Annotated in this window: 21 protein-coding genes and 1 pseudogene; 15 read left to right on the forward strand and 7 right to left on the reverse strand. The window is 44.2% G+C overall.

The annotated features are described in order from the left end of the window. Positions 1 to 5: 5 nt before the first annotated feature. From IGI96_RS13300 to IGI96_RS13325, 6 genes are all read left to right on the forward strand, one after another. Positions 6 to 890 carry a carbohydrate ABC transporter permease gene (locus IGI96_RS13300; RefSeq protein WP_015509353.1) on the forward strand — a complete coding sequence of 295 codons (885 nt, stop codon included), beginning with the start codon at positions 6 to 8 and terminating at the stop codon, positions 888 to 890. A gap of 21 nt (positions 891 to 911) precedes the next feature. Next, positions 912 to 1727: a carbohydrate ABC transporter permease gene (locus tag IGI96_RS13305; protein ID WP_375838478.1), complete on the forward strand. Its 816-nt coding sequence runs from the start codon at positions 912 to 914 to the stop codon at positions 1725 to 1727. Positions 1728 to 1968: 241 nt separating this feature from the next. Next, positions 1969 to 3015: a hypothetical protein gene (locus IGI96_RS13310; RefSeq protein ID WP_010747834.1), complete on the forward strand. Its 1047-nt coding sequence runs from the start codon at positions 1969 to 1971 to the stop codon at positions 3013 to 3015. Between the two features lie 227 nt (positions 3016 to 3242). Beyond that, the gene (gene licT / locus IGI96_RS13315; protein WP_010747835.1) at positions 3243 to 4079 is read left to right on the forward strand and encodes a BglG family transcription antiterminator LicT; all 837 of its coding nucleotides are present in this window, start codon (positions 3243 to 3245) and stop codon (positions 4077 to 4079) included. Positions 4080 to 4195: 116 nt separating this feature from the next. Continuing rightward, positions 4196 to 6067 (forward strand): beta-glucoside-specific PTS transporter subunit IIABC, encoded by a 1872-nt coding sequence (locus IGI96_RS13320; RefSeq protein WP_375838476.1) that lies wholly within the window; start codon positions 4196 to 4198, stop codon positions 6065 to 6067. A 16-nt stretch (positions 6068 to 6083) separates the two neighbouring features. Then, on the forward strand, positions 6084 to 7511 hold the full coding sequence (locus IGI96_RS13325; protein ID WP_438785192.1) for a 6-phospho-beta-glucosidase: 1428 nt from the start codon (positions 6084 to 6086) through the stop codon (positions 7509 to 7511). Between the two features lie 106 nt (positions 7512 to 7617). On the opposite strand, the gene IGI96_RS13330 is transcribed toward IGI96_RS13325, so the two are convergent. Next, the gene (locus IGI96_RS13330; protein ID WP_438785193.1) at positions 7618 to 9321 is read right to left on the reverse strand and encodes a sensor histidine kinase; all 1704 of its coding nucleotides are present in this window, start codon (positions 9319 to 9321) and stop codon (positions 7618 to 7620) included. Continuing rightward, complete coding sequence (locus IGI96_RS13335; protein WP_438785194.1) at positions 9318 to 10841, reverse strand: response regulator transcription factor; 1524 nt, start codon at positions 10839 to 10841, stop codon at positions 9318 to 9320. Before IGI96_RS13335 ends, IGI96_RS13330 begins: the two co-directional genes overlap by 4 nt. A gap of 168 nt (positions 10842 to 11009) precedes the next feature. Here IGI96_RS13335 and IGI96_RS13340 point away from each other — a divergent pair, with 168 nt between their 5' ends. From IGI96_RS13340 to IGI96_RS13365, 6 genes and pseudogenes are all read left to right on the forward strand, one after another. Next, entirely contained in the window at positions 11010 to 12299 is a 1290-nt protein-coding gene (locus IGI96_RS13340; protein WP_016608159.1) for an ABC transporter substrate-binding protein, read from the forward strand. A 61-nt stretch (positions 12300 to 12360) separates the two neighbouring features. Beyond that, positions 12361 to 13236, forward strand: a complete 876-nt coding sequence (locus tag IGI96_RS13345; RefSeq protein ID WP_438785195.1) for a carbohydrate ABC transporter permease — start codon at positions 12361 to 12363, stop codon at positions 13234 to 13236. A 2-nt stretch (positions 13237 to 13238) separates the two neighbouring features. Next, positions 13239 to 14054 (forward strand): annotated as a pseudogene (locus IGI96_RS13350) (carbohydrate ABC transporter permease); the annotation flags it as partial. Positions 14055 to 14094: 40 nt separating this feature from the next. Then, on the forward strand, positions 14095 to 16287 hold the full coding sequence (locus tag IGI96_RS13355; protein WP_438785196.1) for an alpha-galactosidase: 2193 nt from the start codon (positions 14095 to 14097) through the stop codon (positions 16285 to 16287). A gap of 191 nt (positions 16288 to 16478) precedes the next feature. Continuing rightward, positions 16479 to 16757, forward strand: coding sequence for a (4Fe-4S)-binding protein (locus tag IGI96_RS13360; protein WP_015509363.1), 279 nt, complete (start codon positions 16479 to 16481; stop codon positions 16755 to 16757). After that, positions 16745 to 17017: a GNAT family N-acetyltransferase gene (locus tag IGI96_RS13365; RefSeq protein ID WP_010747845.1), complete on the forward strand. Its 273-nt coding sequence runs from the start codon at positions 16745 to 16747 to the stop codon at positions 17015 to 17017. Before IGI96_RS13360 ends, IGI96_RS13365 begins: the two co-directional genes overlap by 13 nt. A gap of 66 nt (positions 17018 to 17083) precedes the next feature. Here the strand turns inward: IGI96_RS13365 and IGI96_RS13370 are convergent, their stop codons facing one another. The 5 genes from IGI96_RS13370 to IGI96_RS13390 all read right to left on the reverse strand — a co-directional run bounded on the left by IGI96_RS13370 (position 17084) and on the right by IGI96_RS13390 (position 22636). Continuing rightward, the gene (locus IGI96_RS13370) at positions 17084 to 18838 is read right to left on the reverse strand and encodes an ABC transporter ATP-binding protein (RefSeq protein ID WP_010747846.1); all 1755 of its coding nucleotides are present in this window, start codon (positions 18836 to 18838) and stop codon (positions 17084 to 17086) included. Further along, positions 18835 to 20565, reverse strand: a complete 1731-nt coding sequence (locus tag IGI96_RS13375) for an ABC transporter ATP-binding protein (protein WP_438785197.1) — start codon at positions 20563 to 20565, stop codon at positions 18835 to 18837. Before IGI96_RS13375 ends, IGI96_RS13370 begins: the two co-directional genes overlap by 4 nt. A gap of 15 nt (positions 20566 to 20580) precedes the next feature. Further along, positions 20581 to 21120, reverse strand: coding sequence for a GNAT family N-acetyltransferase (locus IGI96_RS13380; protein ID WP_086294919.1), 540 nt, complete (start codon positions 21118 to 21120; stop codon positions 20581 to 20583). Positions 21121 to 21269: 149 nt separating this feature from the next. Further along, entirely contained in the window at positions 21270 to 21629 is a 360-nt protein-coding gene (locus IGI96_RS13385) for a hypothetical protein (protein WP_156235427.1), read from the reverse strand. Between the two features lie 74 nt (positions 21630 to 21703). After that, on the reverse strand, positions 21704 to 22636 hold the full coding sequence (locus IGI96_RS13390) for a helix-turn-helix transcriptional regulator (RefSeq protein ID WP_156235425.1): 933 nt from the start codon (positions 22634 to 22636) through the stop codon (positions 21704 to 21706). 77 nt (positions 22637 to 22713) lie between these two features. Here IGI96_RS13390 and IGI96_RS13395 point away from each other — a divergent pair, with 77 nt between their 5' ends. The 3 genes from IGI96_RS13395 (at position 22714) to IGI96_RS13405 (ending at position 25604) form a co-directional block, all read left to right on the forward strand. Further along, positions 22714 to 23178: a VOC family protein gene (locus IGI96_RS13395; RefSeq protein ID WP_438785198.1), complete on the forward strand. Its 465-nt coding sequence runs from the start codon at positions 22714 to 22716 to the stop codon at positions 23176 to 23178. Positions 23179 to 23371: 193 nt separating this feature from the next. Further along, positions 23372 to 24511, forward strand: a complete 1140-nt coding sequence (locus tag IGI96_RS13400; protein WP_086292080.1) for an LCP family protein — start codon at positions 23372 to 23374, stop codon at positions 24509 to 24511. Between the two features lie 178 nt (positions 24512 to 24689). Further along, entirely contained in the window at positions 24690 to 25604 is a 915-nt protein-coding gene (locus IGI96_RS13405; RefSeq protein ID WP_438785199.1) for a cation diffusion facilitator family transporter, read from the forward strand. Positions 25605 to 25962: the final 358 nt, after the last annotated feature.

The following is a 25962-nucleotide window of genomic DNA, read 5'->3' on the forward strand; positions in this document are numbered from 1 at the left end:
TGAATATGCAAAATACGATCAGAAAAAAGCGCCCCAAAAACCAACAAGTCTGGGGATTTATTGGCCTTTCTTTAGTATTCAGTAGTGTCTTTTTGCTGTATCCCATCGTTTATTCCTTATACCTTTCCCTGCATCGTATGCAGGGACTGCAATCGGTTTTTGTTGGCTTCGGCAATTACCTGCGCATGCTGCAGGATACGATTTTTCAAAAAGCTTTACTCAATAATTTTATCTTTCTGATCTTTCAAGTACCGATCATGGTGTTGTTGGGTCTTCTGCTAGCGTTTGTTTTGAACACGCCGAAGCTTGTAGGACGCTCCTTCTTTAAATTGGCGTTGTTTCTACCCTGTGTCACCTCGCTGGTTTCCTATGCAGTTTTATTTAAAATGATGTTTCAAATTGGCGGGATCGTTAATCAAGGGCTGTTGAACATTGGCTTGATCACGCAACCGCTAGATTGGCTAAATAATCCGCTTCTAGCAAAACTGACCGTTATTATTGCCCTGTGCTGGCGTTGGACAGGCTATAACATGATTTTTTATTTGGCAGGATTGCAAAATATCTCGGATGACACTTTAGAAGCTGCTGCGATCGATGGGGCGAATGGGTTTCAAAAGTTCTTTTTCGTAGTGATCCCGCAGCTGAAGCCGGTGATCGTTTTTACAACCATCACCTCCACCATTGGGACGATCCAACTCTTTGATGAAGTGGTGAATCTAACAGGTGGCGGCCCCTCCAATGAGACGTTGACTGTCGCTCAACTGATCTATAATCACTCCTTTGTCTATACGTCAAATTTTGGGTATTCGGCTACGCTGTCGTGGGTCTTAGTGATCATCATCGCTCTTTTATCTGTGATCCAGTTGAAACTCGCGAAAACGAATCAATAAAAGCGATAGAAAGGAGCAGCTATGAAAGTTACTTTAAGTGGATGCATAAAATATGGTTTTTTACTGATCATCTCGTTTTTTTCGATTTTTCCGTTTTACTGGATGATGGTGGGCTCTACCAATACCGCCAATCAAGTTGCCGAAGGGAAGCTGACTTTTGGGAATCAGCTAGCAAGCAATTTTCAGGTGCTGTTCAGCAATTACGACATCCCATTGATCATGTGGAATTCCATCAAGGTTTCATTGATCACCGTCCTCGTCAGTCTACTGGTCACTTCTTTGGCTGCCTTTGGATTTGAGAAGTTTCGAACGCGGGCGAGCGAAGGGATTTATGCGGTTTTTCTGTTATGTATGATGGTGCCGCTGGCAACTTTGGTGATTCCTTTGTTTAAGATGATGGCAGGAATGCAGCTAGTCAATCAGCACGTGGCGGTCATTTTGCCATTGGTCAATAACCTGTTTCTGATTTTCTTTTTTCGCCAGAACTTCAAGTCTTTCCCTGACGGTATTTTAGATGCGAGTCGCATCGAGGGGGCAACAGAGTACACGATATTTTTCCGAATCGTTTTTCCTATGTTGCGCTCGACATATGCTGCCGCTGCCATCTACGCCTTTATGAACGCATGGAACAGTTATTTGCTACCCTTGGTCTTTTTGCAAACGGAAAGTCGTCAAACCATGACATTGCTAATTTCCAATTTATCGTCAGCCAGTTACGTACCAAATTATGGCGTTCAAATGCTGGCGATCGTGATTGCAACGATCCCAACGTTGGTATTGTTTTTGTTTATGCAAAAAGGTTTTGTGAAAGGCATGACCGGTTCTTTGAAACTGTAAGTATCAATAACCAGCTTTGCTACTTTTCCATAAGGTTGGGGAAGGCTTGACGTAGGGGATGAAATAGCTTTCCCCAGATAAAAAACAATTGCCTTGAGAGGCATTATTTTAATAAATAGTCAAACAATTCAGAATCATTCATTTTTCTTACAAAAAGATAGCGCAAGTCGAGTTGATTGATAAAAAAACAATCAGTTGTTAGACTTAATTCAGGTTAAAAAAACAAAAAGGGGATGTAATGATGAAAAGAGGATTTAGAAATTATTTAGGTTCAGATGAGCGGGAGGCAGGCTATAATTTGTCTTGGGGGTCTATCTTTGCAGGAGTTGTAACATTTATCGCATTGTTCATGACACTGTCAATGATTGGCTCAGCAATCGGTTTTGGTATGGTGGAACCAACCTCTAATAACCCATTAGATGGTGTTGGGACAGGATTATTGATTTGGACAGTGATTACCTTCGTCTTGGCATTATTCGGTGCTGGTTTTGTTTCTGGTGTTGCTGCTCGACGTGTCGGATTGGTTCATGGTTTCTTAACATGGGCAACAAGTATGATCGTGATGATGGTTATGCTCTCTTACTTAACGATCGGTGCTTTTTCTGTAGTCGGTTCACTTTTAGGAAACGTTGCTTCTGCTGTCGGTAGTGGTGTTGAAACAGTGGCATCTGGTGCTGGCGATGTTGCTTCAAAAGCCTTCGATGAAATAACAGGAAACATGGAAGACGTCAATACAGATGAATTACAAGCGAACGTCAATGATGTTTTACAAGATACCGATGTTCCTGAATTGCAACCAGACTATTTGCAAAATCAATTGTCTGATGCGACAAACGACATCAAAGATGCCGGCAAAGACATTGCAACCAATCCAAATGATGCTGATAAAATCATTGATGATTTAGCAAGCAAATTACAAGATCGTGCTACAACGATCGGTGATTCAGTGGATGAAGAAGCAATTTCAAATGCGGTCGCTCAAAATACTGATTTAAGCCAACAAGAAGCAGAAGAAGCAACCAATAACATTGTCACTGGTTTGCAAGATGCTTCTGATGAAGCGCAAAAACAAATCGAAAATGCACAACAAAATCTTGAACAAGCCAAACAAGACATTGACCAAGCAGTGGAAGACGCTCGTCAAAAAGCGGAAGAAGCAAGTGATGCAACAGCCAAAGCATCCATTTGGGGCTTTGTGGCAATGGTCTTAGGACTCGTTCTTACGTCAATCGGTGGGTTGGTGGGTGCAAACTTAGTCAAAACTGCTGACCACGAAAATCGTATCTAATTCATCTCTCACAAAGAGAGTTAGTGATCCATAAACCATTGAACAGCGTTCTGCCAAAGACTCAAATGGCAGCAGCGCTGTTTTCTGCTTTTAAACAAGCGGGTAAAAATCCCCATTGACGAGTGATTTTTCTCATGCTACACTGGCTCTGAGGATTGTTACCGCTTTAGGCGGGCTATACCTATTTTTTTGTGTGAAGAAATCTAAAGAAGAATAGGGTCGTTAAAATGAACGTAACAAAAGTGATCAATAACAACATTGTGATTTCTGAGAATGAGGAAAAACAAGAATTGGTCGTCATGGGCAAAGGCTTAGGCTTTAAGAAAAAGCCAGGCGATGTGATCGACGATACCAAGATTGAAAAAGTCTATCTCAGTACACAAGAGTGGAATGTCACAAAACTAACCCAATTACTTTCTTCTATCCCTATCGAACATATTCAAGCAGCGAATGAGATCATCAGTTTTGCAAAAGTTTCCCTTGGGAAAAAATTGAGCGAAAAATTATTTCTGACGCTGACCGATCATATCAATTATGCTATCGAGCGCTATCAAAATGGCATGGAAATCAAAAATGCCTTGCTATGGGAAATCAAGCGGTTTTATAACCATGAATACCTCATTGGCAAAGAAGCGTTATCGATCATCAAAAATCGCTTGGCGATCGAGCTGCCAGAAGATGAAGCCGGCTTCATTGCATTGCACATCGTCAATGCGGAGTTGGATATGGCGCAGGTCAGTCAAGTATCGGAAATGGCGAAGATCATTCAGCATATCCTAAACATCGTTAAATATCATTTTTCAATGGAGCTTGATGAGTATTCATTGAACTACGAACGCTTTGTGACCCATTTGAAATTTTTTGTCCAGCGCTTATTCAGCGGAACAAAGCTCGATGATGCAGGAACCGGCAGTTTTATTTTTATGTTGAAAGACCGCTATATGAAGGAATATGCGTGTGCGCTGAAAATTAGCGACTACATCAACAAAGAGTTCGGTAGACCGTTAGAAGAAGACGAATTGATCTATTTAACTATACACATCAAACGAATAACAAGTGCTTAGGATTGTTACTGGATTGGCAGGCTATACCTAAATGAACTCCCAAGGGGTTCGTTTAGGTATTTTTTTATGTTTTGACACACGAAAAGCAAACGAAGGACCAAAATAGGAGGAACGACATGAATTACAAAGAGTTAGCAAAAACGATCATCACCAATGTTGGTGGGGAAGAAAATATCCAAAGCTTGACCCATTGTGCGACCCGCTTGCGCTTCAACTTGAAAGATGACAGCAAACCACAAGAAAGTACCTTAAAACATACACCAGGCATCATGGGTGTGGTCAACAAAGGCGGACAGTACCAAGTGATCATCGGCAGTGATGTTGGCAATGTCTACAACGAAATCACTGCCCAAACCAATTTGACTAGTGATCAAGAAACAGAAGAAGACGATCGGGGACGTGTAGCGAAAATTATCGATACGATCACTGGGATCTTCACCCCGATCTTGCCAGCCATCACGGCAGCTGGGATGTTAAAAGCGGTCCTTTCGTTGCTGGTAGTCTTCAATGTCTTGACGGCAGAAAGTCAAAGTTACCAAATCCTAAACTTTATGGCGGATGCGGCGTTCTACTTCTTGCCTATTTTGCTGGCTGCTTCTTCTGCGCAAAAGTTCAAAGCCAACATGTATCTGGCGATGATGGTGGGTGGAATTTTACTGCATCCCAACTTCATCGGTATGGTGACAGCAGTCAATGAGTCAGGTGGCGGCATCCATTTGTTCGGTTTGCCGATTTCACCAGTGACCTATTCATCATCGGTGATCCCCATCATCTTAAGTGTCTGGTTCATGTCTTACGTTGAACCGATTGCTGATAAGGTCTCACCAAAAGCAATCAAATTCTTTAGCAAACCGTTGCTGACGATCTTCGTCGTAGGGACGGTAGCATTAGTTGTTTTAGGTCCTCTAGGCTATATGATCAGTGAAGCGATTTCCGCAGGGATCCAAGCCTTAGAAACGGTCAGCCCATGGATCGTTCCGTTATTGATCGGTGCCTTCACCCCATTGTTCGTGGCAACGGGTACCCACTATGGATTGGTTCCTATCGGTATCAACAACCGAATGACCACAGGTTATGATACAGTGATCTATCCTGGCATGCTGGCTTCAAACGTCAGTCAGGGAGCTGCAGCTATCGGCGTTGGTTTCAAATCAAAAGATTCTACGATCAAACAATTGGCATTTTCTGCAGGTCTGACAGGTCTATTCGGCATCACTGAACCAGCGTTGTATGGGGTCAACTTACGGTTTAAAACACCTTTGTATGCAGCAATGATCGGTGGCGGATTTGGGGGTCTGTTTATGGGAATTATGCGTGTCCGCAATTTCTCAGGCGGTTCACCGGGCCTATTGACTTTGCCAAGCTATATCGGCGATGACACCTTACGTCATTTGACCAATGCCTGCATTGGTGCGGCAATCAGTATCGTGGTCACATTTATTGCGACATTATTCTTATACAAAGACCCTGTTACAGAAGAAGCACCTGAAGCGACACCAGCAGACAAAGAGCAAGAACCAACCCATCAAATCAGCGGCGCGGAGATCAAAGCACCTTTAAAAGGGGAACTAAAAAGCCTGCAAGCAGTCAATGACGGCATGTTTTCAGAAGAAATTCTTGGACAAGGGGTAGCGATCGAGCCAACCGTTGGAGAAGTGCTAGCACCAGTCAACGGGACTGTCACAGCAGTCTTTGATTCCAAGCATGCCATTGGCTTGACCAGTGAGGAAGGCATTGAGCTGCTGATTCACGTGGGGATCGATACAGTGCAATTGAATGGCGAAGGCTATGCCTATCAAGTAGAAAAAGGACAAAAAGTGACAGTTGGCGATCCTTTGGTTACGTTTGATATCGAGTTTATCAAAGAAAAAGGTTATCCAGTGATCACGCCGATCGTTATCACCAACAGTGCAGAAGTGGGCGACATTTTGACGGCAAACAGTGGTCCGATTACGTTTGGCGATCAAATCATCAAAGTGATCGGCTAAAAAAGGAGAATAAGACATGGGATTTCCAGAAAACTTTTTATGGGGCGGCGCTACAGCCGCCAATCAATGTGAAGGCGGGTTTGATCAAGGGGGGCGTGGACTTGCCAATGTCGATGTGATTCCGACTGGCAAGGAGCGACGAGCAGTCATTACCGGCAAGCGTGAGATGCTTGCCTTTGAAGAAGGGCATTTCTATCCAGCAAAAGAAGCGATTGATATGTACCATCATTTCAAAGAAGATATCGCCTTATTTGCGGAGATGGGCTTTAAAACCTATCGTTTATCGATTGCTTGGTCAAGAATTTTTCCGAAGGGCGACGAGGAAACCCCTAATGAAGAAGGCTTGCGCTTTTATGAAGAACTGTTTTTAGAATGTCGCAAATACCAAATCGAACCTTTGGTGACGATCACGCATTTTGACTGTCCGATCCATCTGATCAAAGAATATGGCGGTTGGCGCAACCGTAAGATGATTGCCTTTTACGAAAACCTTTGTCGGGCGATCTTCACTCGCTATAAAGGATTGGTGAAGTACTGGCTGACCTTTAATGAAATCAATATGATCTTGCATGCCCCGTTTCTCGGTGCAGGGCTGACCTTTGCTGAGGGCGAAAATGAAGAACAAATCAAATACCAAGCTGCTCATCATGAGTTAGTCGCTAGTGCGTTGGCAACAAAAATCGCCCACGAGATCGATCCAGAAAATAAAGTAGGCTGTATGCTGGCAGCGGCTAGTTATTATCCTTACAGCTGCAATCCGAAAGATGTCTGGGAAAGCAAAAAAAGCGATCGCGGCAACTATTTCTTTATCGATGTGCAATCGCGAGGAGAATATCCAAATTATGGTTTGAAGATGCTAGCGGAAAAAGGAATCACTTTGGAGCAAACCGCCGAAGATACGGCTTTATTAAAAGCCCATACCGTCGATTTTATTTCCTTTTCTTACTATGCCTCTCGGGTCGCTGCTTCAGAAGATTCCGGTGTTGAAAAAACGGAAGGCAACTTGTTCCCGACCATTAAAAACCCGTATTTAGAAGCGTCGGAATGGGGCTGGCAGATTGATCCGCTTGGTTTGCGGATCACGATGAATGATCTTTATGATCGTTACCAAAAACCGCTTTTCATCGTCGAAAATGGTCTAGGAGCGGTGGATACACCAAACGAAGATGGAAAAATCAATGATGTGTATCGCATCGACTATTTACGTGCGCATATCGCTGCGATGAAAGAAGCCATTGACCAAGACGGTGTTGAACTGTTGGGCTATACTTCATGGGGCTGTATCGATTTGGTTTCTGCAGGAACCGGAGAAATGAAGAAACGCTATGGCTATATCTATGTCGATCGCGACAATGAAGGCAATGGCACATTAGCCCGCAGCAAAAAGCAATCCTTTTATTGGTACAAAAAAGTGATTGCCTCAAATGGGGAAGATTTGGCTTAAGCCAGTTAACTAACGATTATCATTAAGGAAAGAAACGCCAGCGGAACAGAACTGCTCATGGAAGCAGTCTGGTTCTGTTGGCGTTTTTCTTATTTAATGAAAGAAATTATGCTGCTTCCTCCCGCTGGATCGGCAGCAGCAAGCGAACGGTGGTTCCTTCGTTGATGCGTGATTCTACAGTCAATCCATATTTCTCCCCATAGAGCAGCTTGATACGCTGATCAATATTGTCTAAGCCAATACCCGAATAGTGTTCAAAGTGGTTGGCGGTGCTGGTTGGGTGCACTTCATTGAACCCGATGCCCGTATCGATGATCTCAATTTTTAGGCCTTCCTTACTAACGCGAGAAAAAATCTGGATCAATCCTGAATCCTCTTCGGGAAAGGCATGCAGGTAGGCATTTTCGATAATCGGTTGCAAAATCATCTTCGGTACGAGAACATCTTCGCAGCCCTCTTCTGAAAAAATCGTCGATTGGATGCGATTGCCATAACGTACGTTCATTAAAACGAGGTATTCTTCCACGATCGCTAGCTCATCCTTTAAAGGGACGATCTCTTTGCGGTTAAAGGTATGCCGCAACAATTGGACAAAACTTTCAATCGCTTGGGTGGCGGCTTCTTGTTCGTTTTGCCAGATCAAAAACTTGATAGCAGTCAATGTGTTATAGACAAAATGCGGTTGGATCTGCATTTGCAGTGAACGAATCTCGAACTTGCGTTTTTCAGCTTCTGTGACCATTAAATGATCGACATAAGATTCCAAGTCCTCCAGCATCAAGTTATAGGCACGCCCCAATTCTCGCGTTTCATACGTTCCGTTGATGGTGACCTTATCGCTGAAATCGCCTTGTGTGACTGCCGGCAGTTTGGCGATCAGCTGATAAATCGGTTGGGTGATATTACGGATGATCCAAAATGCCAGCAGACTAAAGAGTAAAATACTGACGACAGAAATCAAAAGGGCCGGTTTAATCAGATTCATATTGCGTACCAGATGCGATTCATCCAAAACATCGTAAAAAGTAAAATGATACGAATAAAGGGGCAGCTGATTGATGCTAGTATCTCTTTTGACTGTGACGAGATGATCCTCAAACGGCTTGCCTAAAAGGCTCGGATCAGAAGTAGAGAGTATTTGATTTTGCTCATTGACGATATAGATCGAGTGAAGACTGGTATCTAACAGTTGACGATAGATCGAAGAAAAATCAGATTCCTTTAAGAAAATCAGGGCATAGCCGAAAATCGTTTCTTCTTTCATTAATTTGCGCACGTACATCAAGCCAGGGGAGTCGCTGGTGGAAGTACTTAAGCCTTGGTCCAAGAAATAATACTGACTGATAGCCTCATTGTCATTGATCTGCTGGACAAAGGCACTGGCGAGAAACTCATCCACCGATTGGTTGCGAACCGCATCGTTTTGAAAGAAAGTGCCCCCGTTGACCCCAATCAACACTAAATTCGAGGGGATGTCTTGAAACAAAGAGCGAGTGTCTTTTAATTGCTCGTTTAATTCTAAAATCGTACGGCCTTGATTCATGTCGCCTTCTAAGTAAGTTTCAACGGCTTTGCTTTCATCAACGATATCAAAAATCCGATGGATATTCTCGTTCAGACGCTCATAATCTTCTTGGATTTTTTCCAGCAGTAGCTGATTGGAGCTTTGGTACGAAGCAACATAGGCATCTTTCGAACGACCATAGATCACGATGACGGTTAGCAGACAAACACTGATGACCCCGACGACAACAAAGAGGAAGATCCGACTGAATAATTCATTTTTCTGAATCCATTGGTTGATTTTCATAATTGATTCAACCGCCGATACTTCGATGGGGTGACCTGACATTCTTTCTTAAAGATGCGAGAAAAATAGCTGATATCTGAATACCCGACCGCTTCACTGATTTCAGATAGGTTCAGATCAGATTGTGTCAGTAGTTCTTTGGCTTTATCCAAGCGGGTTTTCTTTACGTACTCAGAAAAGCTCATTTTCAGTTTCGCAGAAAGAAAAGCCGAAAGATAGGTGTAACTAAAGTGAAAGGTCTCAGCTAGTTCAGACAAAGACAGGCTTTTGGTGTAGTTGTCTTGAATAAAGCGCTGAATCGCAACGAGTAGATCATCTTCATCCAATGGTGATAAGGTCGTCAGCTGTTGACGAATATCATCAATGGTCGCCAACAACAAATCAGAAAAATCTTCCAAATACTGCACGTGACCGATGGCATGCAAAAATTCAGCTTTTAAGCGGCTAAAGCGTGGAGCAGTGGGGAATTCTTCTTCCAAGCGGGAAAGTAACGTGTAAAAAATACTGCTGGCCTGCTGTTTTAAGAATGTCGGATCGACATTGGATAAGATCATGTCATTGAAATATTCCTCGATTCTGGTGATTCCTAACAAAAAGTTGTTATCTAACAAAGCCCGTAAGAACTTCTTGGTATCAAAGCGATCACTTTCAATGTACAAAAAGAGTTCGTGTTCTTGCACCAACCGTTGGCGTTTATAAAAAAACGATTGTCCTTGGCTTTTGGCTTTAAGGGTCACAAAATGGTCCCGTAACTGTTCAATCTTTCGAAAGGGCACACTGAGGGTAAAGAAGGCATCCGGCTCAGTAAAACGCAATTGTTCCAACGTTTCTTTCAAAGAGGAATAAACATCCGTTCCTTCTGGATAACTGATCACTAAGCCGGCATCTTTGTTACTGGTTTGAAAAAAGAGCGTCTTTACCTGCGGTTGTGATTGAGTAAATTCCGTCAATGCATGCAGCAGCTGATCATTGGCACGAAAGCCGCTAAAATTGGTGGTCAAAATTTGGGCTTGCTGTTGCGGCTGATCCAATGCAAGGTAGTCCGCCAAAGGAGCCAACGGTTCTTCATACCCTGCTAAATAGCGATTCAACGATTCTTGCAGCTGAGTTTCCTCAGTCACGGAGCCTTTTGTATGTGACAGCTTTTGTGAGAGGTTGTGCAGCGTCTTCAACAAGAGTGTCGGTGTCAGTGTCGGTATTAAAAGATAATCTACGGCACCATTTCTAAAAGACTGACTGACGTATTGGAAATCATCGTAGCTGCTCAAGACCAAAAAATGGACTTCTGGATATTGTTGTTGAATGATCGTTGTGAGTTGAAGACCATCCATTTGTGGCATTTTCAAATCCGTGATCACGATGTCGGGATTCAGCTCATGGATCAGCGCCAATGCTTCTTGCCCGTTCGCTGCATCGCTTAAGAGACGGAATCCTTCTTGCTCCCAACGTATCATATGTTTCAATCCATCTCGGATCGTTGCCTCATCATCAACGACTAAGACCGTGCGTAAAATCGTCATGGTATCCCCCCTATATCTCTTCTTTATTATAAACGCTTTCAAAAAAGAAAGGTATTGTAACTTTTTTCTATTTTTGGACAAATTTAGTAAGCTCTTTCATATTCATTGAATACGGTTACAAAATCAGTGTATAGTTAGCCATGTAAATAAAAGGAAAGAGGGATAAAAATGAAAAAACTACTTGCATCGATGGTAACGGCGGCTGCAGTGCTGACTTTGGCGGCTTGCGGAAATAGCAACACAAGCTCTGGTGATTCCGGCGAGTCCTCAAACAAAGTCACGGTCTGGGCATGGGATGAGACCTTCAACATCAAGGCAGTCAATGAAGCCAAAAAAGTGTATGAAAATCAAGATGTCGATGTGGAAGTCGTGACGATGTCGCAAGATGATATCGTCCAAAAATTAAATACGAGTCTGGCATCTGGAAATACGGACGGACTACCAAATATCGTTTTGATCGAAGACTACCGCATTCAAGGATACCTTTCTTCTTATCCCGATGCGTTTAGTGATCTAACGGATATCGTGAATGAGGAGGATTTCTCCAGCTATAAATTTGCGGTCAATAAAGTCGACGATGTCATTTATGGGGTGCCATTTGACAGTGGCGTCGCAGGACTATTTTACCGCACAGATTATTTGACCGATGCAGGCTATGAGCAAGCGGATCTCCAAGATATTACTTGGGATGATTTTATCAGCATCGCCAAAGACGTCAAAGAAAAAACGGGTCACGCTATGATGTCGTTAGACCCAAGCGATCTTGGCTTGGCACGAATCATTATGCAATCGGCAGGCGAATGGTATACCGGTGAAGATGGCTCCACCGTAACCATCAAAGACAATGAATCCTTCAAAGCTGGTCTAACTGTCTTAGCAACATTGTTGAATGAAGGCTTAGTTGAACAAGTTTCTGATTGGGATGGCGGGGTAAATGCCGTTCAATCGGGGAATGTCGCTTCTGCGCCAACTGGTGCGTGGTATTCCAGCACGATTCAAGGCGCGGAAGACCAAAGCGGCAAATGGGCGATCGCTCCAATCCCATCTATCGCTGGCAACAGCAATTCAGTCAATGCTTCTAGCATCGGCGGAGCAGGCTGGTACGTGATCAAAGGGGTTGACGGCGAAGAAAATGCCAAAGACTTTTTAGCCAATACCTTTGCTTCAAATAAAGAATTGATGGGTACATTAGCTACCGAGATCGGTTTGGTTTCAACCATGAATGCTGCAGAAGAAACGGAAGAATATACGTCGGGGCTTGATTTCTATGGCGGTCAAAAAGTCTTCCAAGATTTCTCTCAATGGTCACAAGAAATTCCAGCCGTGAACTACGGCAATCACACCTATGCCATTGAATCTGTCTTGACTGAAAGCTTGCAACGAGTGATCAACGGCGAAGACATCGATAAAGTATTAGAAGAAGCACAATCACAAGTGGAAGCACAAATTGCAAACTAATCGAACAACTTTGCAGAAACTCGTGAGCGATCGCGAGTTTCTGTGTTAAGGGGGAATTACAATGAAAAACAAAACAAAAAATTGGTTTGCAAACGGCAATGCCTTTATTACCTTACCCGTCATTTTGATCACGATGCTGGTCTTTATTCCGATGGTCTCGGCATTGTTCACGTCATTCCAATCAGGACCACCGACAGCGATGACCTTTAACGGTCTTGGCAACTATCAGCGGATGTTGAGCGACTCAACCTTTAAAAAAGCCTTTGGCAATACGTTTTTATACTTATTAGTCCAAGTTCCGATCATGCTCTTTTTGGCGCTGATCGTATCGAACATATTGAATGACAAAAAATTGAAATTTAAAGGGCTGTTCCGCACCGCTTTGTTTTTACCCTGTATCACATCCTTGGTTTCTTATTCCTTGATTATGAAAAGTCTCTTTTCGGCAAATGGGTTAGTCAATAACTTTTTGACGCAGCTACATCTGATTGATGCACCGATCCAATGGTTGACGGACCCCTTCTGGGCAAAAGTATTGATCATTTTTGCCATTACGTGGCGTTGGACTGGCTACAATATGATCTTTTTCATCTCAGGCATGCAAAATATCGATCCAAGTATTTACGAAGCGGCAGAGATCGATGGTGCCACGAAATGGGATCAATTCTTCAAAATCACGATTCCCAACTTGCGTCCAATCATCTTATTTACCACGATCACCTCAACGATCGGTACGCTGCAATTATTCGATGAAGTTCAAAATATCACTGGCGGTGGACCAGCCAATGCCACGACGACCTTGTCGCAATATATCTACAATTTGAGTTACAAATTCACGCCAAACTTTGGGTACGCTGCTGCGGTCTCCTTTGTTATCATGATTGCGATCGTGATCTTATCGATCATCCAAACGAAAATAGGAGGAAAAGAAAATTGAAAACAATCTCACTCACTTTAAAATACGTCTTTCTGGCGATTTTGGCTTTCATCTCTATTTTTCCATTTGTTTGGATGATTCTAGGGATGACCAATCAAACCTTTGATATCGTTGCTGGAAAAATCATGATTGGCGATCAGTTGGTCATCAACTTCCAAAATCTCTTTTCTTCCGATTTGAATTTTACTCGGGCATTAGGCAATTCCGCAGTGATTGCCGTGATTACAACCGTCTTTGCACTTTTGTTCTCCTCCATGGCAGGATATGGCTTTGAGATCTATCGGACGAAAACCAAAGACCGCATCTTTAATATTCTCCTGCTGTCGATGATGGTGCCTTTTGCCGCGCTAATGATCCCGCTCTATCGGATGTTCAGCAAGCTTAGCGGCACACCGATCGGGATCAATACCTTCGCTGTCGTGATTTTGCCCTCGGTCTGTACCGCCTTTTTGATTTTCTTTTTCCGCCAAAACATCAAGGCATTCCCTAGAGAATTAGTCGAAGCTGCTCGGATCGATGGCTTGAATGAACTGAGCATTTTCTTTAGAGTCTACATGCCGACGGCTAAAAATACTTATGCAGCTGCTGCGATCATTACGTTTATGGGCAGCTGGAACAATTATTTATGGCCATTAGTTGCCCTGCAATCACCAGACAAACGGACCGTTCCACTGGTTCTTTCAGCAATGGGTGCTTCTTATACACCTGATTATGGCATGATGATGTGCGGCATCGTGATCGCCACACTGCCGACGGCCATCATTTTCTTCGTTTTACAAAAACAATTTGTCCAAGGGATGCTGGGATCCGTGAAATAAGCGGGGCATCAGCAAACAAATACAAAGTAGAGGGTACGATATGATTCTTTTTGACAAACAATTAAACGTCTTTCATTTAAGCAACGATCAAATCAGCTATCTCATACAAATAGAAGAAGGGGGCAATGTGGCACACCTTTATTTTGGAAAAAAAATCGCTCATTATTCTGGCGGCTATCGTTATCCACGCCTTGATCGGTCCTTTTCACCTAATCCCCCAGACAGCAGCGATCGGCTTTTCTCATTAGACACCTTGATGCTGGAGTTTCCTGGTAATGGCTTCGGGGACTTTCGAGAAGCTGCCTATACGATTCGCCAGTCTGACGGCAGCCGAGTCAGCCATTTTGTCTTTAGTGATTACCAGATTCAACAAGGCAAACCCGCCCTAGCAGGATTGCCTCAGACCCATGGGGCCGGCGACGGCATCGAAACACTGATTCTGTCCTTAAAAGATGATGTGGCGGGACTTGAGCTGCAGCTGTTTTACACGATTTTTGAGGATGCGGCAGTGATCGTCCGCTCTAGTAAAGTAATCAACCACGGAAACCAGCCTGTTACCATCGAACAGCTGGCAAGTCAATCCCTGGATTTTCCTAACCGGCCCTTTGATTTGATCCACTTGCCGGGGGCGTGGGCGAAGGAACGTCAAGTCACCCGAGAACCAATCAATCGCGGCATCAAGCGTTTAGACAGCAAGCGGGGGTCCAGCAGCCATCAGCAAAATCCCTTTGCCGTCTTGCTGGAACCTAATGCTACGGAGTTTGCTGGGGAGTGTTTTGGTTTTAGCTTGCTATATAGCGGCAATCATGAAACCATCATCGAAAAAGATCCTTACCAACAAACCCGTGTGATCATGGGGATCAACAGCCATCAATTTGCCTGGAAATTGCCGCCAACTGAAAGCTTTCAAGCCCCAGAAGCCGTGATTGCTTATAGTGAGGCTGGCTTGAATCAGCTGTCAGCCACCTATCATGATTTTTATGATGAGCATTTGATTCGGGGGAAATACAAAAAGCAAGAACGGCCGATCCTGATCAATAACTGGGAAGCAACGTACTTTGATTTCAATGAAGAAAAGCTAGATGCCCTCGTTGATGAAGCCAAGGAGCTGGGAATCGAACTGTTTGTTTTGGATGACGGCTGGTTTGGTCAGCGAGAAGATGACCAAACCTCATTAGGCGATTGGTTTGAAAACGAAGGCAAGCTGGCTTCTGGCTTGGCAGGATTTGCCCAAAAAGTCCATGACAAAGGGCTGCAATTCGGGCTTTGGCTGGAACCAGAAATGGTTTCTGGTGACAGTGAACTGAACCGACAGCACCCCGATTGGCTGTTACAAGTACCCAATCGCAAGCCAGCGCTTAGCCGCAGTCAGTATGTGTTGGACTTTTCTCGGCAAGATGTCAGAGACCATCTCTATAACCAGTTAACCCAACTGTTTGATACGGTTGCCATCGACTATATCAAATGGGACATGAACCGCAGTCTGTCGGATGTCTATTCCTTGCTCCTCGATCCTGCCCAACAAGGGGAGGTTGCACATCGCTATCTGCTGGGCTTGTATGAATTTCTGGAAAAACTGACCACTGCCTATCCAACGATCCTGTTTGAAGGCTGTTCTGGTGGCGGTGGGCGCTTTGATGCTGGCTTCTTGTATTATATGCCGCAGATTTGGACCAGCGACAACACCGATGCCATCGCCCGCCTGAAGATCCAATACGGAACCAGTCTGGTCTATCCGCCATCCACCATGGGTGCCCATGTCTCAGCGATCCCGAACCATCAGACCCAACGGGCAACGGATCTAGCGATTCGCGGCAATGCTGCGATGTCTGGCTTGCTGGGCTATGAGCTTGACTTGACACAGCTGACAAAAGAAGAAAAAGCGCAGATCAAAGAACAAATCACTTTTTATAAAAAACATCGGCGCCTGCTGCAGTTGGGCCGCTTTGTTCGACTGCTCAGCCCTTATGAAGGCAATGACACCGCCTGGCTGTATGTTTCCCCAGATAAAAAAGAAGCGATCGTCTTTTACTTCCGAGTCTTAGCCGAAGCCTCTGCACCATTGGTTACTTTAAAACTGGCTGGCTTAGATCCTGACCTTACCTATCAAAGTGGGGGAAAGACCTTCGGTGGCGATGAATTGATGCAGCTCGGGTTGTATATCGATCCTCATTTAGCAGGGGATTACGCCACGCAGCGGTTTCATTTTGTTGCAAAAGCGCCTCACGAATGAAAATCAGCGTCCTGTCAAAGCAACATGTTTTGACAGGACGCTTTATTGTGCTGCCGCAAGCTTTTGGCTAATGATCGGCAACTGAGAAGTTATTTTTGAACAAATGATTTATTTTTTTCTCGAGAAGTCGTATGATGAAGGAGGAGGCAGGCAGTTTGCTTCTGACAATCAATAAGAGGAGGGTGTTCAACATGGACGAACAGCCACTAGGCAAGGAAACAGAAGCAGGGTTGATTGCTGCAGGATATCGGAAGTATCGTGGCGAAGCGATCGATATTTATTACAACAAAGAGATCTGCACCCACAGCGGCAACTGTGTGCGGGGCAATCCCGCTATTTTTGAAGTTGGACGGCGCCCATGGGTGATTCCTGATAACGGGGAAGCAGCGCAAGCGGCACAAGTGATCCACACTTGCCCAAGCGGTGCATTAAAGTACATATTGAAGGAGGAAGAACCATGGAAATCTTAGAAGAAAACACTCGATTTGTGTTAAAAGACGGCGACAAAGAAATCGGTGAAATGACCTGGTCAGAAGCGGGCGAAACGCGCTTGATCATAGACCATACCTTTGTCGATCCCGCTTATCGGGGCCAAGGTCTGGCCGAAAAATTAGTGGCAAAAGGGGTGGAAAAAGCCCGCAAAGAACAAAAGAAAATCATTCCTTTGTGTCCCTTTGCCAAAAAAGAATTTGAACGCAAACCAGAATATGCCGATGTTTGGAACCAATAAATAAAAAAGACCCCCGTCAGCTCAAGCAGGTACCTTTGAGCTGATGGGGGTTTGTGGTATGGCTGATCAATGTTGGAATTGAGCATGGTACAGGCGATAGTAATAGCCTTGTTCTGCTAGTAGTTCTTCATGGGTTCCTTGCTCCACGATTTGACCGGCATCCATCACCAGGATCTTGTCTGCTGCTCGAATCGTTGATAAGCGATGGGCGATCACAAAGCTGGTTTTGCCTTCCATCATTTTCAAGAAAGCATCTTGGATTTTTTTCTCAGTCAGAGTATCAACCGAACTGGTTGCCTCATCCAAAATCAGCATGGGTGGGTTGCTGATCATCGTGCGGGCGATCGTCAAGAGCTGCCGTTGCCCGTCAGAGATCTTGATCCCTTGATGACCGATCGGTGTATCTAGTGTTTCTGGTAAGCGCATCACATACTCATACATATAGGCATGCTTTAAGGCATCGTAGATTTCTTCATCTGTGGCAGTGTCATTGCCGTATTGCAGGTTCTCTCGTAAAGAGGCATCAAAGAGCCACGTATCCTGCAAGACCATTCCGAAGCTTTGCCGTAATTCTTCTCGTTTCAACTGACGAATATCAGTGCCATCGATCTTGATTGCCCCTTTATCGACATCATAGAAACGCATCAATAAATTGACCAACGTCGATTTACCAGCACCAGTTTTTCCGACGATCGCGACGGTTTCTCCAGGTTTTGCGGTAAAAGTGAAATCTTCAATCAATTTTTGACCAGGATCATAAGCAAAAGAAACCTCCTCAAAGGCAATCTCGCCTTTGATCTCACCCAGTGATTGAGATTCTTGGTCATCGGCTGTTTCGGGCTCTTGATCCAACAGCTCAAAGGTTCTTGAAAGTCCAGCTAATGCCGTTTGGATCTGGGTGGTAATTCCCGACAATTCAATGAATGGTTTCGAAAACTGACTGGAGTAGATCGTAAAGCTGGATATCACCCCAACCGTGACTGCACCTGAACCAGAAAAGTAAAGCAGACCGCCGACAAAGCCGACTGACAGATACGCCAAGTGATCGACGAATCGTGAAAGGGGATTGGTCAAAGAAGAAGAAAACTGGGCTTTTTGCCCCCGGACATTCAATTCTTGGTTGATAGTTTCAAAACGGTTTTGGTTGATGGTTTCTCGATCAAAGGCTTTGACGATTTTTTGATTGCCGATCATTTCCGTAACAAAGCCAGAAATTTCGCCGACGATTTCTTGTTGGCGAGCAAAATGCGATTGAGACGTTCGTGCCACGATCCAGTTGACCAAAAAGATGATCGGGGTCGAAACCAATACGACCAACGTTAAGGGCACACTCATTTGCAGCATGACGACTAAGGCGATCAAGACGACCGAAATACCAGAGAACAGCTGGTTAAAGACTGCAGCGACGGCAATGGAAATATTGTCCATGTCGTTGGTAAAGCGACTGACGATGTTGCCGTGGGAGTTTTGGTCATAATAGCGCAACGGCAATGTATTGAGATGGGCAAAGCCTTTTTTACGTAAGTCGGCGACGGATAAATACGCCACGCGGTTGCCTAGTCGCTGGATCAACCATTGACTGACCACAGTCACTAAAACCACTCCGGCAAACAAAAGCAAAATACGATAGAGGGCGCTGAACTGCACTTGATCGGCACCTATCAGCTGATCGACGGCTTGACCGATCTGATACGTCATATAAACCGAGGAAACACCAGCAGCGATCCCGAGGACAACTGCTGCCCAAGTTTCTTTCGCGTAGGCAGTCAAATAAGGGAGGTAGCGACGAAAGGCCGACCAATCGAATGATTTCTTTTTCATGCTTCTTCCTCCTCTGCCTGTGATGCCACGATTTCTTGGTATTCTTTTGACGTTGCCAGCAGCTCTTCATGGGTCCCTTTGCCTACCAAATTCCCTTGGTCTAAGACCAAGATCTGCTGCGCATCTTGGATGGAGCGAACTCGTTGGGAGATGATGATGACCGTACCACGAATGCTTTCTTTTAAAGCCATCCGCAAATCAAGATCGGTTTGATAGTCAAGGGCACTTAGAGAATCATCCAAAATCAAGATATCTGGTTTAGCGATCAATGCTCTGGCAATTGTTAACCGTTGTTTTTGTCCCCCAGAAAAGTTCTTGCCGCCTTCAAAAATCGGGGTATCCAGTTGCTGCGGCAAGGCTTCAACGAAGTCGAGGCTTTGAGCGATTTCGAGTGCTCGCCAACACTCTTCATCGGTGGCATCTTTTTTGCCCCATTGCAAGTTTTCTCGAATCGTTCCCGTAAACAGCACGGCGGTTTGAGGCACCATGGCGATTTTTTGGCGTAATTGCTGTAAAGGCCATTTCCGCACATCGTGCCCGTCAACGATCACTTTGCCATCAGCCACATCGTAGAAGCGGGGGATCAATTGGGTCAAGGCAGATTTCCCGCTCCCGGTTGGTCCAGTGATACCTAAAATAGACCCCGGTGCGACTTGGAAATCAATGTTTTTCAAGGCTAATCCGTATTCTTTTGAAAAGCGGAAATCAACGTGCTCAAAGCGAATCGCTCCGACGTTGTTTTTCGGCTGATCCATAAAGACTTCTGAAAGTTCGTCGCCGATCGACGGCTCAGTGGCTAACACTTCGTTGATCCGTGAACCAGATGCTGCCGCACGGGTAAAGATGATCACTAAGTTGGAAACCACGATCAACGCTAAGAGCATTTGATTCATGTAATTGACCAGTGCCAATACTTGTCCTTGCTGCAAATTGCCAATATTGACCTTGAATCCACCGATATAAAACAACGCGATAATGCCGACGTTCATGATCAAGGTGGTGGCAGGCGTCAATAAAGCTGAGAGATTTGTGACCCGTAAATAGACATCACTTAAATCATCAGTTGCTTTATCAAAACGTTTCGTTTCCGTTTTTGTGCGGGCAAAAGCACGAATCACCCGAATCCCGCTTAAATTTTGACTCACTAGTTCGTTCAATTCGTCGAGATGAATTTGAACTTTCTTATATAATGGCACGGTTTTGGCGATGATCCAGAATAAGACGATACAAAAGAGCGGTAAGACGAGTAGGAAAATCAAGCCAGCTTGCCAATCAATGACAAAGGCCATAATCACCGAACCGATACTTAAAAAGGGCGCCCGGACCACCAGCCGAATCAGCATCGCCAAAGCAATCTGCATCTGATTGATGTCGTTGGTCATTCGGGTGATCAAGGTATCCGTCCCGAATAAGTTTAGTTCGCTATGGGAAAGGGTGTTGATTTTTTTCATCAAGCGATTGCGTAGTTCCGTCCCGAAGCCTTGAGAAGCGACGGAAGCATAATACTGACAGATGACGGCACAGATCATGCCTACCACAGACATCACGATCATCCAGATCGTCATTTCAACGACTTTTGACCAATTGTTTTGCCGTAGCCCCTCATCGACTAAAGCGGCCATCTGTAAAGGCAGGACCAATTCAAACACCGCTTCTAAAAATTTGAAAAACGGACCAAGAATAATCTGTTTGCGATAATCCTTGGCATAGCGTAACAAGCTAATCATAAAAAACCTCCTAAATTATTTCGGATGAGCAGGATGTTCACTGGCCAAACAGGCAAAAACCAAACTATCGGTCCATTCCCCCTTGTTCCACCAGTCTTGGATAAAATGTGCTTCTTGGCGTAATCCAATGCGTTGGCAAAGCTTAGCTGAGGCCTGATTGCGGGCGTCTAGCGTCGCTTGGACCCGATGGATCTTCTGACTGGCAAACAACCAGTCCAATAATTCCTTCAATGCTTCTTGAGCAAACCCTTGTCCGCCAAATGACGGATGGAAGGCATAGCCGATTTCAACGGAAGACGGCTGACCAGTAAACCACACCGACAAATCGCCGATGACCGTTTGATCGTGTAGTACCGCCAAAGAAAGGCCTGCTTGGTCCGTCAAGGCGTGCTGTTGGCATTTTTTGGCAAAAGCTGCCACTGCCGTTTCTGTCTGCCAAGGCTCATGAAGTAAGAAACGGCAGACTTCCGCTTGCCTATAAATAGCAAAGGTATCGGCAAAATCACTTTCTTGAAACGGACGGAGCAGTAAACGTTCGCTTTCAATAAAATCCATAACAGCCTCCAATTCTTTAGGGACATCTTACCATAGAACGAAATAGCCGAAAACATCCCCTGAAAAATCTGTTCATTTTCTTGCAAAAAAAGTGTAAATCACTGGAAAAGTCTTTTTCTAGGAAACGAACCTTGCCAGTTGCTGCTCATTTACCACGACTGCCAGCGGGCAAGAAAGATTTTTTGCCAATCTCCCAAGGGCAAGATCACTCGCTGCATTTGAAAACGGTAGGTTTCCCCTTTATAAGTAAAGCGAATCGGGACGAGCATCCCTACAACAGGATCTTTGTGCTGTTTTTTCAGCTCAGCAAGCGGTATGCTTTTGTGCTGCACGACTTTTGTCGAGAAAAGATTCAACGCCAAAATCGTCAATTGCTGATCATCCAAGACGAGCAGGCTACGGCTGGTGATGGCGTTGAAGGACTGCCATTTTGCATAGCCGATGGCAGCCCCTTCTGTCCTATAGGGGGCAGCCAATGCTTGGAAGGTTTTTTTATTTAAAAGAAACATAGGTAGAAAACTCCTTATCAATTAGAATCAGTTTCGCCGCAAGCAAGCAATCAATAATCAATGCAGGAAAGCGGTCAGTCCGTTGCAAATGGCTGCAGCATCCGCCGAACGTTTTCAGTATACGCTTGTTTGAGGACTAACGGGTGGATTTCTTTGATGGTTGGACCAAATTGTAAGAGAAAATCAGCCAGAAAACCCAGCTCATTGTCGGCAATGTGCCCCTCTAAGCAAAGCTCGCTTGAACGTTCCACCACTGCCATGTCAGGATATTTTTCTTGCCACAAGCGTTCCTTTGCCGATAGATCAAAGCGGATGTGATAGCCCAGTGTTTGTGTCAACACTTGTTGCTGTAGCTGTTTTTCAGCTAACTGCTGCAAGGTATAGCCGGTTTTTTCAGTCGGAGCAAGTCCCTGCATTGCATCACAGCGATAGCGGCGAAAAGCCTGCTTTTGACAGTCATAGGCCAAACAGTACCAGTAGCCAGCACGAAAATCCAGTTGATAGGGTTGTACGGTCTTGTTCGTTTTTTGATAACGCTGATAGGTAAATTGGATGACCTGTTCTTGTACGATCGCTGAAAAAAGCGCTGAGAGGATCGGCGCACTCGTCAATTGAGGAACCCCTTGAAACGAAACCGCCGTCTCCATTTTTTCTAACCACTCGGTGTCTCCTTGATAAAAAGACTGCAACAGTTTTCGCCGTAGCCCTTGATAGCTCCGATCAAAAGGAGAATCGGTTAATTTTTGTAAGAGCTGTAAAGCAAAGAAAAGGGTATACCGTTCGTTTTTGTCAAAGTACAACGGGGTCAGTTGATTTTTCAAAATCTGATAGCCGCCATAACGACCGGTTTCTACCACGAGAGGCAAGCCCAGCTCTTCCAAAGATTGGACATCACGGACAGCTGTACGTTTTGAGATTGCGAAGGTTTCCATCAAATCGGCTAGATGAAAAGTGGTTTTTCCTTGTAAATACAATAGTTCCTGTGTTAAGCGTTCTGATTTTTTCATTTCTTTCTCCAATGGTGCCAAGTTTTGGCAATATTCACAGTTACACTTATGGTAACAAGAAAAGGAGGAACCAACAAATGATCGAACCAAAAATCGCTATGTTTTTAACCTTAGACGGCAAAGCCCAAGAAGCCATTCAATTTTATCAAGAAACATTAGACGCAACCCTCTTATTTGCCATCATCAACCAGGAGTATCGTGAGAGACTTGATCCAACGCTGGAGATTCTTGCGGGACAAGAACAGTATCTTTCTCACTCCATCCTACAGATCGGAGATTTTCAGTTGCAGCTGGCAGACAATCCATTAGTTGAAGGAGAGACGATTCAGCGAGGCAATCACTTGTCACTGAGTTTGACGCTAGCGGAGAGCCAAATAGCTCAGAAGCTTTATCAACGATTGAGGCAAAAAGGCAGTCAGACGATCCAAGCACCAAGTGAGGATGCTTTTGCGTTTTTTTATGCAAGTGTTCGCGATCCCTTTGGTGTAATTATTCAGCTGACTGTCGAAAAAGAAGTTGATCCCTCCAAAAAGGGTGAATGAAAAAACTCGTTTTTTAATAAAATATCCATAGAAGTTGACTAATTATCCAAGTTTCTTTCAATCCCAGAATTATTTTTAAGGAATGTTTAAAGGACTTCACAGAAAAAGAATAAAACTTCTTAAAAAAATAGGCGGATCGCAAAAATTCTGGTACAATCGGGGAGAGCAATTCAGGAGAAATGAAGGAGGCACTATGGATAGAAAGACGAGATATAAACAGCAAAGAGCCCACAAAGCGCGCAACAAACGCGTGATTATTGGAGGAATCTTTCTTTTCGCCATTGCAGGCATCGTTTTATTTGCCGGCTATACGTATTATGCAGCAAAAAATTCAGTGGATAAAATGTTTAAAGAATCCGCTGTGATCAGCTCTAATAAAAGTAAACAGGACAACTCATTAAAAGCTTCAGACGTGAATTCAAAGTTTGGGATCTTGTTAATGGGTGTTGATAATGATGCGGAACGTGAAAAGACAGAACATTTGGACAGTGCCCGTACCGACAGTTTGATTTACATGGTGTACGATGGCGAAAACAAGAAAATCGATATGGTCAGTCTCCCACGAGACATTTGGACCAACATTTATGATGGAACAGGAACCGGGACGATTGCTGCTACCGCCAAGATCAATAGTGCATTCACGATTGGTGAGGAAGACGCAACGATTGAAACAGTCCAAAACTACCTGCAATTGCCAATTGACTATTACGTAAACATCAATTTTACCAGTTTTGAGAAAATCATCGATGCCATCGGAGGGATCACTGTTGATGTGCCTTACGACATCAACAAGAAATATACTTCAGACAACACGGGAGAAACATTGATTCCAGAAGGTCGTCAATTGTTGAACGGTGAACAAGCCTTGATTTTTGCCCGCATTCGTAAAATGGATACCGATGTGGATCGAGGAAATCGTCAGCAAGAAGTTATTGAAGCAGCGATCCATCAAGCTTTGAAAATCAATAATGTCACCAAGTACCAAGAAATTTTAGACTCAGTCAGCGAAGACGTGAATACAAACTTCAAGTTTGAAGACTTAGTATCTTTAGCAGGCAATATGTTGTCTGGATTCGATATTCAAAAACATACCTTTGAATGGTACGATGGGGAATCTTATGATGGACAATCGATCGTATATATTCAAGATTATTCTTACAATGAAATTCGTAACGATATGTTGAAAGCATTAGGTCAAGCACCCGCAGATACACAAGCAGATGCGAATACAGAAGCCCAAACCGGCGTAGGTACCGATACAGGAACCGAAACCGGTGCAGGAACTGGCGACGGATACGGCTCGGAAGTCGTTGATGACGGAACCGGCTACTAATTAAGAGAAAAAAGTCAGGAGCGATCCTGACTTTTTTTTGTGCCCTCAGTCCTTTTTAAACCCGAGTGAAGACAAGGTCAGACCCGCAAGCCACTTTCGTTTTCATCTAGGAAGTGCAGTGCTATGCTTAAGAAAAGAGACAGCTTGTTACAGCGAGTTCGACACCGAAGGAGGAACCATGATGGAAAAACAGCAAGAGCAAAAAGCCCGTAGAATCGTTTTGCTGACCCATGTCTTAGGGTTGATCATGAAAGCCATCGGCTACTTCTTTAGCGGCAGTGCAGTCTTGATGAATGAAAGTATCCATAGTCTGATCGATTGCATCAATCAAGGACTTCTAGCCATCGGTGAAAACCGAGCACAGCGAGGACGCAGTGAACTGCATCAGTTTGGTGAAGGACGAGCGACCTATTTTTTTAGTACTGTAGTTGCCATGACAGTTTTTTTAGGTGGTGGGATTTTAGCGGTTGTTGAAGCCAGCCGTGATCTGCTAGACACCACCCACGAAGTGGAACAGCTCCAGCTGGTGGCAGCGATCTTATTTGTCAGTTTGTTCATTGAAGTGACGGCTGTACAAGAGGGATGGCAAGAAGTCAAAGAACAAAACAAGCAAAATCAGCCCCTCGTCCGTTTCTTAAAAGAAAGCCGCGATTCCGATCTGCTTTTAGGCTTCACGGAAAATTTGTTTGCCTTAGGTAGTGTGACGATCGCCATCGTAGGAATCTTATTGACCGCATTGACGGACAATCCAGTATTTGATTCCCTCGGCGGCATTTTAGGTGGATTGCTGCTGATTGCTGCTGCTGTCTTTTTAGCCAAAGAATTTTATAGCCTCTTGATTGGAGAAGGCGCTTCTGCTTCTGATTTAATGGCGATCAAACGAATTTTAGCCGACCCTGCCATCATTCAAATCAAAGATTTGCGAACCCTCCATCTAAGCCCAGAAGAACTTTTGATCGTCGCCGACCTTACCTTGAAGCTAGGACCCGAAGAACCAAGCGTATTTATCGATACCATCGAACAGCTGATCAAACAGGCTTTGCCTGATCTGCGTGTCTATTGCTACATCGAGAGTGAGGAAGTTCCCTCTTAAATTAGAATAGATACGAAGTATTCCTCGGTTGGTGATTTATCATTCAAACGAGGAATGCTTTTTTGGGGTATTGGCGTGCTTGTTTTATATGAACACAATGGATCATGACTAGTTTTGATTCAACCTTTTCAGACGATCAGCAAGGAGAATGTCAGCGAGAGGTCGCAATTCAATTGTTTTTTTAGCAATAAACAATTTTTTTGTTCAAAAGTTTGTTGTTTTTTGTTAAAATAAAGTAAGGACAGTAAGCGTTCTCTTTTTCAAGTTATTTTTTTGCTAGAGTTGTAACATTGTAAATCACAACATAACAAAAGCTTAGATTATTAAGAAAACACCGAAACGAGTACCTGTTTGGCAT

This window comes from Enterococcus sp. DIV0421 (assembly GCF_051713745.1).
GTDB classification, from domain to species: domain Bacteria; phylum Bacillota; class Bacilli; order Lactobacillales; family Enterococcaceae; genus Enterococcus_D; species Enterococcus_D casseliflavus.